This window comes from Pseudomonas sp. KT_2_4, assembly GCF_041410225.1.
In the GTDB taxonomy this organism is placed as follows: domain Bacteria; phylum Pseudomonadota; class Gammaproteobacteria; order Pseudomonadales; family Pseudomonadaceae; genus Aquipseudomonas; species Aquipseudomonas paracarnis.
The window spans coordinates 2,970,762-2,986,845 of record NZ_CP166962.1; the positions used below are offsets into that span (position 1 = coordinate 2,970,762).

Annotated in this window: 15 protein-coding genes; 5 read left to right on the forward strand and 10 right to left on the reverse strand. The window is 59.5% G+C overall.

The annotated features are described in order from the left end of the window. The first annotated feature begins 103 nt into the window (after positions 1–103). Complete coding sequence (gene glyA / locus AB9N64_RS13690) at positions 104–1,357, forward strand: serine hydroxymethyltransferase (RefSeq protein ID WP_003194304.1); 1,254 nt, start codon at positions 104–106, stop codon at positions 1,355–1,357. Between the two features lie 189 nt (positions 1,358–1,546). Here glyA and yjiA read toward each other — a convergent pair whose 3' ends face one another. The 3 genes from yjiA to AB9N64_RS13705 form a co-directional block, all read right to left on the reverse strand. Next, the gene (gene yjiA, locus AB9N64_RS13695) at positions 1,547–2,503 is read right to left on the reverse strand and encodes a GTPase (RefSeq protein WP_014720013.1); all 957 of its coding nucleotides are present in this window, start codon (positions 2,501–2,503) and stop codon (positions 1,547–1,549) included. A 184-nt stretch (positions 2,504–2,687) separates the two neighbouring features. Continuing rightward, positions 2,688–2,885 carry a YbdD/YjiX family protein gene (locus tag AB9N64_RS13700; RefSeq protein ID WP_003194308.1) on the reverse strand — a complete coding sequence of 66 codons (198 nt, stop codon included), beginning with the start codon at positions 2,883–2,885 and terminating at the stop codon, positions 2,688–2,690. 15 nt (positions 2,886–2,900) lie between these two features. Then, positions 2,901–4,967 carry a carbon starvation CstA family protein gene (locus AB9N64_RS13705; RefSeq protein WP_014720014.1) on the reverse strand — a complete coding sequence of 689 codons (2,067 nt, stop codon included), beginning with the start codon at positions 4,965–4,967 and terminating at the stop codon, positions 2,901–2,903. Positions 4,968–5,141: 174 nt separating this feature from the next. Here AB9N64_RS13705 and AB9N64_RS13710 point away from each other — a divergent pair, with 174 nt between their 5' ends. Next, on the forward strand, positions 5,142–5,510 hold the full coding sequence (locus tag AB9N64_RS13710) for a PilZ domain-containing protein (protein ID WP_020301754.1): 369 nt from the start codon (positions 5,142–5,144) through the stop codon (positions 5,508–5,510). 128 nt (positions 5,511–5,638) lie between these two features. Here AB9N64_RS13710 and radA read toward each other — a convergent pair whose 3' ends face one another. The 3 genes from radA to katB are packed head-to-tail and all read right to left on the reverse strand — an operon-like array spanning position 5,639 to position 9,180. Further along, the gene (radA, locus tag AB9N64_RS13715) at positions 5,639–7,006 is read right to left on the reverse strand and encodes a DNA repair protein RadA (protein WP_003194313.1); all 1,368 of its coding nucleotides are present in this window, start codon (positions 7,004–7,006) and stop codon (positions 5,639–5,641) included. A 35-nt stretch (positions 7,007–7,041) separates the two neighbouring features. Further along, a complete protein-coding gene (locus AB9N64_RS13720) occupies positions 7,042–7,581 on the reverse strand; it encodes an ankyrin repeat domain-containing protein (RefSeq protein WP_014720017.1) in 540 nt (179 codons plus the stop codon). Between the two features lie 57 nt (positions 7,582–7,638). Further along, positions 7,639–9,180, reverse strand: coding sequence for a catalase KatB (katB, locus tag AB9N64_RS13725; protein WP_020301753.1), 1,542 nt, complete (start codon positions 9,178–9,180; stop codon positions 7,639–7,641). Positions 9,181–9,467: 287 nt separating this feature from the next. On the opposite strand from katB, the gene mscL reads away from it, so the two are divergent. Next, positions 9,468–9,884 (forward strand): large-conductance mechanosensitive channel protein MscL, encoded by a 417-nt coding sequence (gene mscL, locus AB9N64_RS13730; RefSeq protein WP_019818024.1) that lies wholly within the window; start codon positions 9,468–9,470, stop codon positions 9,882–9,884. Positions 9,885–9,925: 41 nt separating this feature from the next. On the opposite strand, the gene AB9N64_RS13735 is transcribed toward mscL, so the two are convergent. Then, positions 9,926–10,702 carry a ferredoxin--NADP reductase gene (locus AB9N64_RS13735; RefSeq protein ID WP_073452119.1) on the reverse strand — a complete coding sequence of 259 codons (777 nt, stop codon included), beginning with the start codon at positions 10,700–10,702 and terminating at the stop codon, positions 9,926–9,928. A 436-nt stretch (positions 10,703–11,138) separates the two neighbouring features. On the opposite strand from AB9N64_RS13735, the gene AB9N64_RS13740 reads away from it, so the two are divergent. Then, the gene (locus AB9N64_RS13740; protein ID WP_060768002.1) at positions 11,139–11,849 is read left to right on the forward strand and encodes a LuxR family transcriptional regulator; all 711 of its coding nucleotides are present in this window, start codon (positions 11,139–11,141) and stop codon (positions 11,847–11,849) included. A gap of 138 nt (positions 11,850–11,987) precedes the next feature. Further along, complete coding sequence (locus AB9N64_RS13745; RefSeq protein WP_371360369.1) at positions 11,988–13,112, forward strand: methyltransferase; 1,125 nt, start codon at positions 11,988–11,990, stop codon at positions 13,110–13,112. 49 nt (positions 13,113–13,161) lie between these two features. Here the strand turns inward: AB9N64_RS13745 and AB9N64_RS13750 are convergent, their stop codons facing one another. The 3 genes from AB9N64_RS13750 to AB9N64_RS13760 are packed head-to-tail and all read right to left on the reverse strand — an operon-like array spanning position 13,162 to position 15,787. Further along, entirely contained in the window at positions 13,162–13,326 is a 165-nt protein-coding gene (locus AB9N64_RS13750; protein WP_371360370.1) for a DUF2474 domain-containing protein, read from the reverse strand. Between the two features lie 12 nt (positions 13,327–13,338). Next, a complete protein-coding gene (gene cydB / locus AB9N64_RS13755) occupies positions 13,339–14,346 on the reverse strand; it encodes a cytochrome d ubiquinol oxidase subunit II (protein WP_014720024.1) in 1,008 nt (335 codons plus the stop codon). A 1-nt stretch (position 14,347) separates the two neighbouring features. After that, positions 14,348–15,787, reverse strand: coding sequence for a cytochrome ubiquinol oxidase subunit I (locus AB9N64_RS13760; RefSeq protein ID WP_014720025.1), 1,440 nt, complete (start codon positions 15,785–15,787; stop codon positions 14,348–14,350). Positions 15,788–16,084: the final 297 nt, after the last annotated feature.

A 16,084-nucleotide genomic window follows, 5' to 3' on the forward strand; every position in this document is an offset into this window, starting at 1 on the left:
AGTGAAAACCACTTGTCCGCGACATGATGTCCTTTCATATGCCATCTAAAACCCATTGGGTTAGAATGCCCTCCTTTTCTGCCCCCGATCCTTGAGGACCGCCATGTTCAGCCGTGATTTGACTATTGCCAAGTACGACGCCGATCTCTTCGCCGCCATGGAGCAAGAAGCCGTGCGCCAGGAAGAGCACATTGAGCTGATCGCTTCGGAAAACTACACCAGCCCTGCGGTGATGGAGGCTCAAGGTTCGGTTCTGACCAACAAGTACGCCGAAGGCTACCCAGGCAAGCGCTACTACGGTGGTTGCGAGTACGTCGACGTGGTTGAGCAGTTGGCCATCGACCGTGCAAAAGAGCTGTTCGGCGCCGATTACGCCAACGTCCAGCCACACGCCGGTTCCCAAGCCAACAGCGCCGTGTACCTGGCCCTGCTGCAAGGCGGCGACACCATCCTGGGCATGAGCCTGGCCCACGGCGGTCACCTGACCCACGGCGCCACGGTTTCGTCCTCCGGCAAGCTGTACAACGCCGTTCAGTACGGTATCGATGCCAACGGCCTGATCGACTACGACGAAGTCGAGCGCCTGGCGGTCGAGCACAAGCCAAAAATGATCGTGGCCGGTTTCTCTGCCTACTCGCAGATCCTCGACTTCCCACGCTTCCGTGAAATCGCCGACAAGGTCGGTGCCTACCTGTTCGTCGACATGGCCCACGTGGCCGGTCTGGTGGCTGCGGGCGTTTACCCCAACCCAGTGCCTTACGCCGACGTGGTCACCACCACGACCCACAAGACCCTGCGCGGTCCACGTGGCGGCCTGATCCTGGCGCGTGCCAACGCCGAGATCGAGAAGAAGCTCAACTCCGCCGTTTTCCCGGGCGCCCAAGGCGGCCCGCTGGAGCACGTGATCGCGGCCAAGGCGATCTGCTTCAAGGAAGCACTGCAGCCTGAGTTCAAGACCTACCAGCAACAAGTGGTCAAGAACGCCAAGACCATGGCCAGCGTGTTCATCGAGCGCGGCTTTGACGTGGTGTCCGGCGGTACTGAAAACCATCTGTTCCTGCTGTCGCTGATCAAGCAGGACATTTCCGGTAAAGATGCTGATGCTGCCCTGGGCAAAGCCTTCATCACCGTGAACAAGAACTCCGTGCCGAACGACCCACGTTCGCCGTTCGTCACCTCCGGCCTGCGCTTCGGCACCCCGGCAGTGACCACCCGTGGCTTCAAGGAAGCCGAGTGCAAGGAACTGGCGGGCTGGATCTGCGACATCCTGGCCGACCTGAACAACGAAGCCGTGATCGACGCGGTACGTGAGAAGGTCAAGGCCATCTGCAAGAAGCTGCCGGTATACGGCGCTTGATGGCAGTTGCGTGAATAAGAAGCCCGGCTCATGAGCCGGGCTTTTTTATGCCGATTTCAATTTGAAACAGGGTCAAGTGTGGGAGCTGGCTTGCCTGCGATGGCGGTTGTGCAGTCAGCCCATCAGTGATTGACCCACCGCTATCGCAGGCAAGCCAGCTCCCACATTGGCGTGCATTTCAAGCCGAGTTCATTGGTAGACCCGCTCAAAGCCTTGGCGAATCTTGTCTTCGGGCAGCTCATCGGCAATAAACACGATCACACTCTCCCGCGCCTCGCCCTCGGCCCATTCGGTATCCCAGTCGAAGCCATACAGCTTCAGCACGCCCTGGAACACCATGCGTCGGTCTTCTCCGGCAATGTTCAATACGCCCTTGTAACGCAGCAGTTGCTTGCCGTGGTCTTCCAGCAGTTCGTTCATGAACTCGCTGAGACGGTCGATATCCAGCGGCTGGTCGGTGCGTAGCACCAGGCTGGAAATACGGTCCACCGAAGGCGCTGCACTGACCGGGCGCAGGCTCATGCCGGCATTGAGGTTGAAGCCTCGCACGTCCAGCAGCTCGGCCAAATCAATCTTGCCGTGGTCAACTACGCGAATCGGCGCACGGCGGTTGATGCGGGTGAGGCGCTGGCTGAGGGCGTCGAAGCTGGCGTCGTCTACCAAGTCGCGTTTGCTCACCAGCAAGCGGTCGGCAAAGCCGATCTGGGCCTGGGCGATGGTCTGGGTCAGGTGATGCTCGGCGTGGGCCGCATCCACCAAGGTGATGATGCCGTCGAGGATATAACGCTCGCGCAGTTCTTCGTCGATGAAGAACGTCTGGGCCACCGGCGCCGGGTCGGCCAGGCCGGTGCATTCGATCACCAGCCGGTCGAAGGCGATCTCGCCGCTGTCCAGGCGTTCCAGCAGCAGGTACAGGGCTTTGGTCAGGTCGGTGTGGATGGTGCAGCACACGCAGCCGTTGGACAGGGTCATCACTTGCACCGGCTCGTCGCCCAGCAGTTGGGTGTCGATACCGGCGTCACTGAATTCGTTTTCGATCACGGCGATTTTCAAGCCGTGCTCGGCTTTGAGCAGGTGGCGCAGCAAGGTGGTCTTGCCGGCGCCGAGAAAGCCACTGAGGATGGTGACGGGGATGGGAGAGGACAAAGAGATTCTCCTTGAGGAAACACAGAAACAAATGTGGGAGCAAAGGCCTCTGTGGGAGCTGGCTTGCCTGCGATGCAGACAACTCGGTGCTTGCGTCAGACCGAGGTGATGCTATCGCAGGCAAGCCAGCTCCCACAGAAAGCCCTGCTCCCACAGGGATATTGCATTGGCCCGCGTTACCGGGTCAGCAGCACTTGGGCCCACCCTTGCCGCCGTAACGGGCTTCCTGGCGTTCCCGGAAAAACGCCTTGTAGTCCATCACCGGCTTGTCCGGGTGTTTGGTTTGCATATGCTCGACGTAGGTGTCGTAGTCGGGCATGCCGACCATCAGGCGGGCGGCCTGACCGAGGTATTTACCGAGGCGACTGATGTCATTGAACATGCTTGCAATCCTCGTTTACGCGTCCGGTACAGCCTGGAACGGGGCTTCTTTATCCGTACGTTCTTTGTTACCCCAGGCGGCGACGCCGACTTTGAGCGCATAGAACAGGATGCTGAACACCACGAACAGGAACAGCGCCGTCAGCGTTGCGTTGGTGTAGGCGTTCCAGATCACGTGCTGCATCTGGTCGATGCTCTTGGCCGGGGCGAGGATCTGGCCGTTAGCCAGGGCATCGCTGTATTTCTTGGCCAGCGACAGGAAGCCGATCGCCGGGTTGGCGTCGAACAGCTTGATGAAGCCTGCCGTGGTGGTGCAGATCAGCAGCCAGACAGCCGGCAACATGGTCACCCAGATGTAGCGCTGACGCTTCATTTTGATCAGCACAACGGTCGCCAGCATCAGCGCGATACCGGCCAGCATCTGGTTGGAGATACCGAACAGCGGCCACAAGGTATTGATGCCACCCAGCGGGTCGATCACGCCCTGGTACAGCAAGTAACCCCACATCGCCACGCAGCCTGCGGTAGCAATCAGGTTGGCAGTCCAGGACTCGGTGCGTTTGAGCGCAGGCACGAAGGAACCGAGCAGGTCTTGCAGCATGAAACGACCGGCGCGGGTACCGGCATCCACTGCCGTAAGGATGAACAGCGCTTCGAACAGGATCGCAAAGTGGTACCAGAACGCCATGGTGTTTTCACCCGGCAGCACGCTGTGCAGGATCTGCGCGATACCTACCGCCAAAGTCGGCGCGCCGCCGGCACGTGCCAGGATGGTGGTTTCACCGATATCGTGGGCAACGGCCGACAGCGCCTCAGGCGTAATGGCAAAGCCCCAACTGCTGACGGTTTGCGCCACGGTGACCACGTCGGTGCCGACAATGGCAGCCGGGCTGTTCATGGCGAAGTACACGCCAGGCTCAATCACCGAGGCGGCAACCATCGCCATGATGGCCACGAACGACTCCATCAGCATGCCGCCGTAACCGATGTAACGGGCATGGCTCTCACTGGCGAGCAACTTGGGCGTGGTGCCCGAGGAGATCAGCGCATGGAAGCCCGAGACCGCGCCACAGGCAATGGTGATGAACAGGAACGGGAACAGGCCGCCCTTCCACACCGGGCCGGTGCCGTCGATGAACTGGGTGAGTGCCGGCATTTTCAGATCAGGCATGGTGATCAGGATGCCAATCGCCAGGGCGATGATGGTGCCGATTTTCAGGAACGTCGACAGGTAGTCGCGGGGCGCCAGAATCAGCCACACCGGCAGCACAGCGGCCACGAAACCGTAGCCGATCAGCATCCAGGTGATCTGGATACCGGTGAAGGTGAACGCCTTGGCCCACACCGGATCAGCGGCAATCTGCCCGCCCAGCCAGATCGAACCGAGCAGCAACAGCACGCCGATGATCGAGATTTCACCGATGCGGCCCGGGCGGATGTAGCGCATGTAGATGCCCATGAACATCGCGATCGGGATGGTCGCCATCACCGTGAAGATGCCCCATGGGCTCTCGGCCAGGGCTTTGACCACGATCAGCGCCAGCACCGCGAGGATGATGATCATGATCAGGAAGCAGCCGAACAGCGCGATGGTCCCGGGAATGCGGCCCATCTCTTCGCGCACCATATCCCCCAGGGAACGGCCGTTGCGACGGGTGGACAGGAACAGGACCATGAAGTCTTGCACCGCACCGGCCAGCACCACCCCGGCAATCAGCCACAGGGTACCGGGCAGATAGCCCATTTGCGCCGCCAGCACCGGGCCGACCAACGGGCCTGCACCGGCAATCGCCGCAAAGTGGTGACCGAAAAGAATGTGTTTGTTGGTCGGCACGTAGTCCAGACCATCATTGTTGACCACCGCAGGGGTTGCCCGCCGGGGATCGAGTTGCATCACGTTGTTGGCGATGAACAGACTGTAGTAACGGTACGCAACCAGGTAGATGGCCACCGCAGCGACCACAATCCACAAGGCGTTGATCGCCTCGCCGCGGCGCAAGGCCACTACGCCCAGGGCGCACGCTCCTACAATTGCCAGCACCAGCCAGGGTAAGTGGCGTAGCAGGCTATTATTATTTTTCATTTTTATATTCCAGCCAGGGTGGACAGAAAGGACAGCCAGCCCGAGTTTAGCGCTACTGGCCTTAAAGACCAGCCCCCTACGTTGGTCTAGAGCCTTCAACCGTTAAAAAAAGCCGAAATAAACGCCCCTTGATGGCCCCGGGCTACACTCCTCCCATTCACAGAGGGCTATACCATGACCGAACATGCGTCTGAACGTCGCCGTTTTCGCCGAATCGCCTTTGATGCCACGGCCGAACTTCGGCAAAACGGCAGCGAATGGCCGGTGAAACTGGTGGATCTGTCACTCAAGGGATTGCTGGTGGAACGGCCTGACGACTGGAAGGGGAATAAAGCGCTGCCCTTTGACGTCGACATACGCCTGGAACAGAAGACGCATATAAAGATGCAAGCGCGGCTGACCCATGAAGATCAGGGCCAATTGGGCTTTGTGTGCAAGCACATTGATCTGGACTCGATCAGCCATTTGCGTAGGTTCGTTGAGTTGAACCTGGGTGATGAGCAAGAACTGGAGCGCGAGTTGGGCGCCCTGCTGGAGCTCTAGCCGCCAACATGAATCAAGGGTGGGAGCTGGCTTGCCTGCGATGGCGGTGTATCAGACAAGGATGGGTAAGCTGACCCGCCGCTATCGCAGGCAAGCCAGCTTCCACAGGTGTTCAGCAGTGTTGCGGATTATTCGAACAGCGCATCCAACGCCTGTTCTAAGCGTGTCACTGCAATAATCTGCAACCCCGGCGGCGCCTCCTTCGGCGCATTGCCCTTGGGCACAATCGCCCGTTTGAAGCCATGCTTGGCCGCTTCCTTCAAGCGCTCCTGCCCACTCGGCACCGGGCGCACTTCGCCCGACAACCCCACCTCCCCAAACACCAGCAAGTCATGGGGCAACGGCCGATTACGCAGGCTGGACATCACCGCCGCCATCAACGCCAGGTCGGACGCGGTCTCCAACACCTTGACCCCGCCCACCACGTTGAGGAACACATCCTGGTCGTGGGTCGGAATGCCGCCATGCCGGTGCAGCACCGCCAGCAGCATCGCCAGGCGGTTCTGGTCCAGGCCCAGTGTGACCCGCCGTGGGTTGGCCAAATGGCTGTCATCCACCAGCGCCTGGACTTCCACCAGCATCGGCCGGGTGCCTTCCCAGGTGGCCATCACCACACTGCCTGGGACTTCTTCCTGAGCGCGGGTGAGAAAAATCGCCGAGGGGTTCGAGACTTCTTTCAGCCCCCGGTCGGTCATGGCGAACACCCCCAGTTCGTTGACGGCGCCAAAACGGTTCTTCACCGCTCGCAGCAAGCGCAGGCGACCGTCGGATTCCCCTTCGAAATACAACACGGTGTCGACCATGTGTTCCAACACCCGTGGCCCGGCCAGTGCGCCTTCCTTGGTCACGTGGCCGACCAGGAAGATCGCCGTGCCGCTCTGCTTGGCGTAACGCACCAACAGCGCCGCGCTTTCGCGCACCTGGGACACACCGCCGGGTGCCGATTGCAGTTGTTCAGTGAAAATCGTCTGGATCGAGTCAATGACCATGACCTTGGGCTTTTCGATGCGCGCCGTGGCGATGATGCTTTCGATGCAGGTTTCGGTCATGACCCGCAGTTGGTCCTGGGGCAAGCCCAGGCGCCGGGCGCGCATGGCCACTTGCTGCTGGGACTCTTCGCCGGTGACATACAGCGCAGGCATGCGGCTGGCGATGCTGCACAGGGTTTGCAGCAGGATCGTGGACTTGCCGATGCCCGGGTCACCACCAATCAATACCACCGAGCCGTCCACCAGGCCACCGCCCAGCACCCGGTCCAACTCGCCGGAGGCGGTGGAAAAGCGCGGGATCTCTTCGACGCTGACTTCGGCCAGGGTCTTGATCTGCGCCTGTTGCCCGGTCCAGCCGGCACGACCGGTGGGGGCCGCGGCACCGCCGCTCTCGATCATGGTTTCAGTCAGGGTGTTCCACGCGCCGCATTCGGAGCACTGGCCCGCCCATTTGGGAAAGGTCGCGCCGCACTCTGTGCAGCCGTACATGCGCTTGGCCTTTGCCATATGAGAACCTCCAACCGAAAAACCGCGATGATAGCTCAGCGCGACGCTGGGGTCCGGATTTCGCCATTAGCCAAACGTGAAGCGCTGTTACCTACGGGGTCTTCGGCGTTCAGGTCGGCGCCTTTGGCTTGCAGCGCCCCCAACAATTCGACGCGCTTGAACAACCCGGCGTACATGGCAGCGGTCTGCCCTGCGCCGTTGCGCTGGTCGGGGTTGCAGTCGGTGGCCAACAGGCGCTGGGCGATTTTCAGCTCACCTTTGAAGATGGCGCCCATCAACGCTGTGTTACCGCGCTTATCCTGCACGCAGGCGTCGGCGCCGGCATCGAGCAGACGCTCCACATACGGGCCCTGGCCGTGATAAGCAGCCAGGATCAATGCGGTGTAGCCCTTGTCATCCTGGGCATTGAGGCCGTAGCCGGACTCTATGAAGGTGTTGAGCATGTCGAGGTCGCCACGACGGGCGGCGTCGAAATAGTAGTCCTGCAACTGTGCCTTGAGCGCCACCGGGTCGGGGGACTCGGCATGGGCAGCGAAGGCCAGCATGGCCATCAGTAAACCGATAGTGATGCGCATAGGGTGTTCTCCTGCCAAAGGTCGACGCCCGTGAAGGCGCCGACCATAACCAACGAATCAGTCAGTCAGTTTTTCCGCCAGCGCCTTTACGCGAGCCAGGTCGCCCTTGGCGACCTTGGCCACGCCAGTGCCGTACTCGGGATCGGCCTTGTAGAGGAACGACAGGATGATGTGCTTGCTCTCGTCATCGGTGGTGGCCAATGAGCCGCCGAAGTTGTTGATCAGGTCTTCGCGCTCTTTCTTGGTGTAGGAACGGTACAGGTCACCGGCCTGCTTGAAGTTCTGCTCACGCTGGATCTTGGCCTGCTGGGTGCTGCCCGACAGCGGCGCCTGGCTGTAGCGTGCGGCTTGCGGCTCTTCGCGCGGCAACAGGCGGCTTGGCTGGTAATTCACACCGGTGGTGGTCTTGCCAAAGTTCATCGCGCCATCCTGGTTGCCGTTGTTGACGGTGACCCGTGGAGCGTTGATCGGCAACTGCAGGGCGTTCGCGCCCAGGCGGTACATCTGCGTATCGGCGTAGGAGAACACCCGCCCCTGCAGCAAGCGGTCTTCCGACGGCTCGATACCCGGTACCAGGTTGGCCGGGGCCATCGCGACTTGCTCGGTTTCCTGGAACACATTGGCCGGGTTGCGGTTCAGCACCATTTGCCCGACTTTGCGCTCGGGCACATTCGGCCAGATCTTGGTGGCATCCAGTGGGTCGAAATCAAACTTGGCCAGGTCTTCAGGCTTGAGCACCTGCACATACAGGTCCCACTTAGGGAAGTCGCCTTTGTTGATGTGCGTGACCAGATCATTGGTCATATGGCTGTAGTCACGCCCTTGTACTTCGGTAACTTGCTTGGGATCAAGGTTCTTGATGCCCTGCAGGCTCTTCCAATGAAACTTGACGTAGTGCACTTCACCTTTAGTGTTAATCAACTTGTAGGCATGTACGCCATTGCCGTCCATTTCGCGGTAACTGGCGGGGGTGCCGGAGTCCGAGTACAACTCGGTCAGTGTACGAGTGGACTCTGGAACATGGGAGAAGAAGTCGAAACGGCGCGAGTCATCGTCCAGGTTAGTGCGCGGGTCCGGTTTAAAGGCATGGACCATGTCCGGGAACTTGATGGCATCGCGAATAAAGAACGTTGGGAAGTTATTACCGACCAGGTCCCAGTTACCTTCGGCGGTATAGAACTTGGTGGCGAAGCCCCGTGGGTCCCGCAGGGTTTCCGGGGAGTGGTTGCCATGCACCACCGCCGAGAAGCGCACGAACACCGGCGTGGTTTCACCGGCGGCGAACACTTTAGCCTTGGTCAGGTCGCTGAGGTTGTCGGTCACGGTGAAGGTGCCATGGGCGCCCGTGCCGCGTGCGTGCACCACGCGCTCCGGGATGCGTTCGCGGTCGAAGCGCTGCAGCTTCTGGATCAGTTGCACATCCTGCAGCAACACCGGGCCATTGGCGCCGGCGGTCTGGGAGTTCTGGTTATCACCGACGTTGGCCCCGTTATCGCGGGTCAGGTTGGCGGCTTGCACAGAGAGGGAAAGCAGGCTGGCGGTTACCAGTGCCAGCGCATGGCGCGCCGACACGGGCCTGCGGCTGATTGGAGTGTTCATCGAGGTTTCCTCTGGTTTTTTTAGCGCACATTCTGTTGTGCTTGTCAGAGGCTAGTGACCTGCGAGTCAGAAGATAAATAGAAAAACACCACAGACCCGATTAAGAAAAAAATCTGGTAACTCGCTGAAATAGCGGCTAATTCGCGCGCGATTGATGGCACTTTGCAAACTATTTGCGATTTGATGTGTCGATAAAAACCGACAGTGTTAACAGTTGTGTCGAGCAAGCGCTGTTCGACTGAATTACACTGACCTCCACCCTCCTCAACTGTAACAAGGAATAACCTATGGGCGTGATCAGTGAGTTCAAGGCCTTCGCGGTCAAAGGTAATGTGGTCGACATGGCCGTCGGTATCATCATCGGTGCTGCCTTCGGCAAGATTGTTTCCTCATTTGTAGGCGACGTGATAATGCCTCCCATCGGCCTGCTGATCGGTGGTGTGGACTTTGCCGATCTGGCCGTCACGCTCAAGGCCGCACAGGGTGATGTCCCCGCTGTTGTCCTGGCCTACGGCAAGTTCATCCAGAGCATCATCGACTTTGTGATCGTCGCGTTTGCAATCTTCATGGGCGTGAAGGCGATCAACCGTCTGAAGCGCGAAGAAGCCGTGGCCCCAAGCCTGCCGCCGACGCCGAGCAAGGAAGAAGTGCTGCTGGGCGAGATCCGCGATCTGCTCAAGGCACAGAACAACAAGCCGCTTTAACCGGCGGATGCAAAAAAGGCGCCTCGCAAGGCGCCTTTTTTCTACCAATAATTTTCTACCGCCACCTGGCCAGGCCGTCGGCTCAGGCTCAGTTGCATGTCCCGCTGCTTGAGCAACTGGCGCGTGTCATCGACCATCTGCGGGTTGCCGCAAATCAGTACGCGCGAATCCTGCGCCGTCAGCTCCACGCCGGCGGCCCGCTCCAATTCGCCATTTTCGATCAAGGCCGTAATACGCCCATTCAACGCGCCCGGATGCTGCTCGCGGGTGACGATGGGAATGTAGGTGAGCTTGTGGGCGTACTCGGCCAGGTACTCGCGCTCACCCAGTGTGTCGATCAGCGACTGGTAGGCCAGTTCCTTGGCTTCCCGGGCGCTGTACACCAGGATGATGCGCTCGAATTTTTCCCAGACTTCGAAGTCCTGCAGGATCGACAGGAACGGCGCAACGCCCGTACCGGTTCCCAGCAACCACAGGTCGCGCCCGTCGACAAAGCGGTTGAGGGTCAGAAAACCCGTAGCCTGGCGCTCTACCAGCAAGGTATCGCCCGCCTTCAAACGGCTCAGTTCACTGGTGAACTCACCACCGGGGACCACGATGGAAAAGAAATCCAGATGCTCGTCAAACGGCGAAGACACGATGGAATAGGCACGCCAGACGGTGCTGCCATCCGCCTTGGTAACGCCCAGGCGCACGAACTGGCCGGCGGTAAAACGAAAACCGGCATCGCGGGTGGTGCGCAGGGTGAACAGGCTGGGGGTCAGCGATTGCACATCGAGCAGGGTCTGGCGGGTAAATTTTTCAGCACTGGCCGTCATGGGGGGCTCCGTTTTGCACAGGCCTTTAGTGTCCCTCAAAACAGCCCGCGCAAACACCGATGATTGGTACTGGCTTTGCAATCGCTCAAAGCACACTCAGCTGGGCTGCACGTTTTTTGCCCATCACGGGGTCAACCATGCACTCCACTCCGGAACTAACTATTTGGCTATTAACGTGCCCCGAATACCTCACTAGAAGCAACGGCACTTACAGCGACATCATTTTGATACCACCTTCAAAACATTGAAAAAAAAGCCCCTGCCAAGCGCTCCTATACAAAACTTCGAGTCTTGTACAAAACCGGCGAACTAAACGAGCCCTGTAGATAAATTTTTTTTTAAACTCAGTTGTAGGACTTACCCTACACTTCTTTTCGAGCTGCATTGGGAGATCAGGACGTACCCAGGTTACATAGACACCTATGGAGAGTCACCGATGGTCAATTGGCATAATACCCGGCTACCTAAGCTGGACGGCGAGAGTGAAATCACCAGTGTGTTTGAGATGGTGATAAACCACACCTATGAACTAGGCTTCGAATATTGCTCCTTTACCATGAGCACCCAATCACAATACCCCCCTACAAAACCAATTTTATTCAATAACTATCCAAATGAATGGCTCAGTATTTATAAAAAAGCACACTTCTTCGATGTAGACCCCGTTGTAACCCACTGTAAAACTTCGGTACTGCCCATTCTCTGGGAGCAAAAAACCTTTGCTGACGCCCCCCAGCTGTGGGAGTTGGCCCAGGCATGCGGAGTGCATTTCGGCTGGACCCAACCTGTGCATGATTTCCAGGGGGTGTTCAGCATGCTGACCTTGGTTCGCAGCAAGGGCAAGGTCACCCCTGCAGAGCTCTACGAAAAAACCGCCCAGGTGTTGTGGCTTTGCCATGTGATGCATGCGGTGGTCGCGCGCAAGTACGCCAACGCACCCGAGATCAAAGCGCCCAGCAAATTGACTGCCCGGGAAACAGAAATACTCAAGTGGTCCGCGATGGGCAAGACCGCCTCCGAGATTGCCGCGATTCTTTGCCTGTCCGAGCGCACCGTGGGCTTTCATATCAGCAGTACCTTCAAGAAGCTGGGCGTGCATAACAAGATCCAGGCGGTGCTGCGTGCCGCTAAAGCCGGGCTGTTTTAGCCCACGCAAAACACCGCATGTCATCGCGTTGAAAAAAACGTAATATTTACGGCCAATTCTGAGTGTTGAGGGTGCGCTTCGCGTGGCCCCCGCCGTTCACTCAGACGGTCCGTCGATTACCCAGAGCCTTGCCCCGCCATGCCCCTGCTTGACAGCCCTTTCGCCCAGCTCGACCTGATTCGTCAGCCAGAGCAACACAATGATCCGCTGCAAGCCTTCGATGCCGCCGACGAATACCTGCTCAGCCACCTCGCCGCGCAACAGCCCACTGCCGCCACCCGCGTGCTGGTCCTCAATGACAGCTTCGGCGCCCTGGCGGCCAGCCTTCAGGGCCAGGTACAGGTAACCTCCAGCGGCGATTCGTTCCTCGCCGCCCAGGGCCTGGAAAAAAACCTGGTGCGCAACGGCAAGCCCTTCGATACCGTGCCCTTCATACCGGCTAGCCAGCTCGCGACCGGGCCGTTCGATCGCGTGTTGATCCGCGTGCCGAAAACCCTGGCGTTGCTGGAAGAACAACTGATCCGCCTGCAAGGACAACTGGCGCCCGGCGCCGAGGTGATCGCAGGTGCGATGGTCAAGCATTTGCCCCGGGCCGCAGGTGAATTGCTGGAGCGTTACATCGGGCCCATGCACGCCTCATTGGCGGTCAAAAAGGCACGGTTGCTGATCGCCAGCGTCGAGCAGCGCCCTGCCGCGGTCTCGCCCTACCCGACCCGCTATACCCTGGATGCGCCGGTCATCGAGTTGTGTAACCACGCCAACGTGTTTTGCCGCGAAGGCCTGGACATCGGCACCCGTGCCTTCCTGCCGCATCTGCCAAAAAGCCTGGGCAGCGCCCGCGTGGCGGACCTGGGCTGCGGCAACGGCGTACTGGCGATTGCCAGCGCCCTGCAAAACCCCGACGCGCACTACACCTTGGTGGATGAGTCGTATATGGCAGTGCAATCGGCCGCCGAAAACTGGCAAGCCGCCTTGGGTGAACGGGACGTCAGCGTACGTGCCGACGATGGCCTGGCCGGCCAGGAGGCGCAATCGCTGGACGTGGTGCTGTGCAACCCGCCGTTCCACCAACAACAAGTGGTCGGTGACTTCCTCGCCTGGCGTATGTTCCAGCAGGCACGCGAAGCACTGGTGGTCGGTGGCGCCTTGTACATCGTCGGGAATCGTCACCTGGGCTACCACAGCAAGCTGGCGCGGCTGTTCCGTGGTGTCGAGCAAGTAGCGGCCACGCCCAAGTTCGTGATCCTCAAGGCGCGTAAATAAAAAAGCCCTGCTTTTCGATCAAGAAAAGCAGGGCTTTTTCGTAGGAGTATCAGTGCGTGCCCAGGCCTGCCGCATTCATGAACATGCGCATCAGGCTGGCCACCACGAACAGGGCCAGCACGCTGCCGGTCCAGATCATCGCCAGCCATCCCAGGCGCCGCCACAATGGCTGCTTCTCGGCCTGTTCAATTTCGTGCAACGAAGGTTTGGACATGTTTCAATCCTCCTAGTGATAGCCGTCTTCGTGGGTGACCTTGCCGCGGAACACGTAGTAGCTCCAGAAGGTGTAGCCCAGGATGAACGGGATGATGAACAACGTGCCCACCAGCATGAAGCCCTGGCTTTGCGGCGGCGCGGCGGCATCCCAGATCGACACGGACGGCGGGATGATGTTCGGCCACAGGCTGATCCCCAGGCCACTGTAGCCGAGGAAAATCAGCACCAGCGTCAACAGGAACGGCGTGTAGTGCGCATTACGTGCCACGGCGCGGATCAGCCCGTACATGGTAACCAGCACCAGGATCGGCACCGGCAGGAACCAGAACAGGTTCGGCAAGGTGAACCAGCGCGACGCGATTTCCGGGTGGGTCAGCGGCGTCCAGATGCTGACGATGCCGATCACCGCCAACACCACGAAGGCCAATGGCCGCGCCAGGTTGTGCATCTGCTCCTGCAACTTGCCTTCGGTCTTCATGATCAGCCAGGTGCAGCCGAGCAAGGCATACGCCACGATCAGCGCCACGCCGCAGAACATCGTGAAGGGTGTGAGCCAGTCCAGTGAGCCGCCGGCGAACTGGCGATCCACCACCGGAATACCGTCGATAAAGGCGCCCAACGCCACCCCCTGGAAGAAAGTCGCCGCCAGCGAGCCGCCAATAAACGCCTTGTCCCACAGGTGACGCTTGTGGTCCTTGGCCTTGAAGCGGAACTCAAAGGCCACGCCGCGGAAGATCAGCCCGATCAGCATCAAGATCAGCGGCAGGTACAGCGCCGACAGCACCACCGAATAGGCCAGCGGGAACGCGCCGAACAACGCCGCGCCGCCGAGTACCAGCCAGGTTTCGTTGCCGTCCCATACGGGCGCCACGGTGTTCATCATCACGTCACGGTCGACTTTGCCCGGGATAAACGGAAAAAGAATGCCGATCCCCAGGTCGAAGCCGTCCATGACCACGTACATCATGATGCCGAAGATGATGATCACGGCCCAGATCAGCGGAAGATCAATACCCATCTCAATTCCCCTTGTGCTGGATGTGGTCGTGGTCGTTATCACTGCCATCGTCGGCAGCAGACAACGGACGCGCCGGGGTGCGTTTCTGGCCAGGGCCACCGTGGGCTGGCTCGGTGCTGTCGTGGGTCACGGGGCCTTTGCGTACCAGGCGCATCATGTAGCCCAGGCCCGCACCGAACAGCGCGAAGTACACCACCACGAACAACACCAGGGTAATGGTCATCTGCGTCAGGCTATGCCCGGAGGAGGCATCCGCCGTGCGCATCAACCCGTAGACCACCCAGGGCTGGCGACCGATTTCGGTGGTGAACCAGCCGGCAAGAATCGCAATCAGGCCAGACGGGCCCATCCACAACGCCAGGTACAGGAACGGTTTGGACGTGTACATCTTGTCGCCCCGGCGCAGCCACAGGCTGAACAGACCGGTGAAGATCATCAGGAACCCCAGGCCGACCATGACCCGGAACGACCAGAACACAACGGTGGAGTTGGGGCGGTCTTCAGGCGGGAACTCCTTGAGCGCCGGCACCTGCTTGTCCAGGGAGTGAGTCAGGATCAGGCTACCCAGGTACGGAATCTCGACCGCGTATTTGGTTTTCTCGGCTTTCATGTCCGGCCAGCCGAACAGGATCAGCGGCGTGGGTTCGTTGCCGATATTTTCCCAGTGGCCTTCAATCGCAGCGATCTTGGCCGGCTGATGCTTGAGGGTATTGAGGCCGTGGAAGTCGCCGATCACCGCCTGGATGGGCGCAACGATCAAGGCCATCCACATCGCCATCGAGAGCATTTTGCGGATCGCCGGGTTGTCCTTGCCGCGCAGTAGATGCCAGGCCGCCGACGAGCCGACGAAGAAGGCCGTGGCCACGAACGCCGCTGTGGCCATGTGCATCAGGCGGTAGGGGAACGAGGGGTTGAAGATCACCGCCAACCAGTCGGTCGGTATCACGCGGCCATCGATGATTTCAAAGCCCTGGGGCGTCTGCATCCAGCTGTTGGAGGCGAGAATCCAGAACGTGGAGATCAACGTACCCACGGCCACCATCACGGTGGCGAAGAAGTGCAGCTTGCGCCCCACCTTGTTCCAGCCAAACAACATCACCCCCAGGAAACCGGCCTCGAGGAAGAAGGCCGTGAGCACTTCGTACGTCAGCAACGGCCCGGTGACGGCACCGGCGAAGTCTGAGAAGCGGCTCCAGTTGGTGCCGAACTGGTAGGCCATGACCAGGCCCGATACCACACCCATGCCGAAGTTGACGGCAAAGATCTTCGACCAGAAATGATAGAGGTCACGGTAGGTGTCGTTGTGGGTCTTGAGCCACAAGCCCTCCAGCACCGCAAGGTAACTGGCCAGGCCGATGGTGATCGCCGGGAACAGGATGTGGAATGAGATGGTGAACGCGAATTGAATTCGGGCGAGATCTAGCGCCTCCAAACCGAACATAAGTCTTCCTCTGTCAGGTAATACCGGCTGCTGGCTGGGAGCCTGCACCCACTGCCCCCACGGATATGGAGTGTGGCGAATTTCAATTCGTTTCTTTTATTACCCATCGCGTGGGGAATCTGGCCTTTCGGCCACCAGAACAATCCCGGGGCAGGTTTTGATCTGGATCAAGCATCGTTGAAAGAGTAGTCCCATTTTTGCCGTAGGACTGTGTGGTCTTTTGCCGCGTGACAGCTTGCCTCAGCTCAGTTCTTGCAACTATTTGTTACAGCTTGATGCTAATCTCGCCATTCTCCC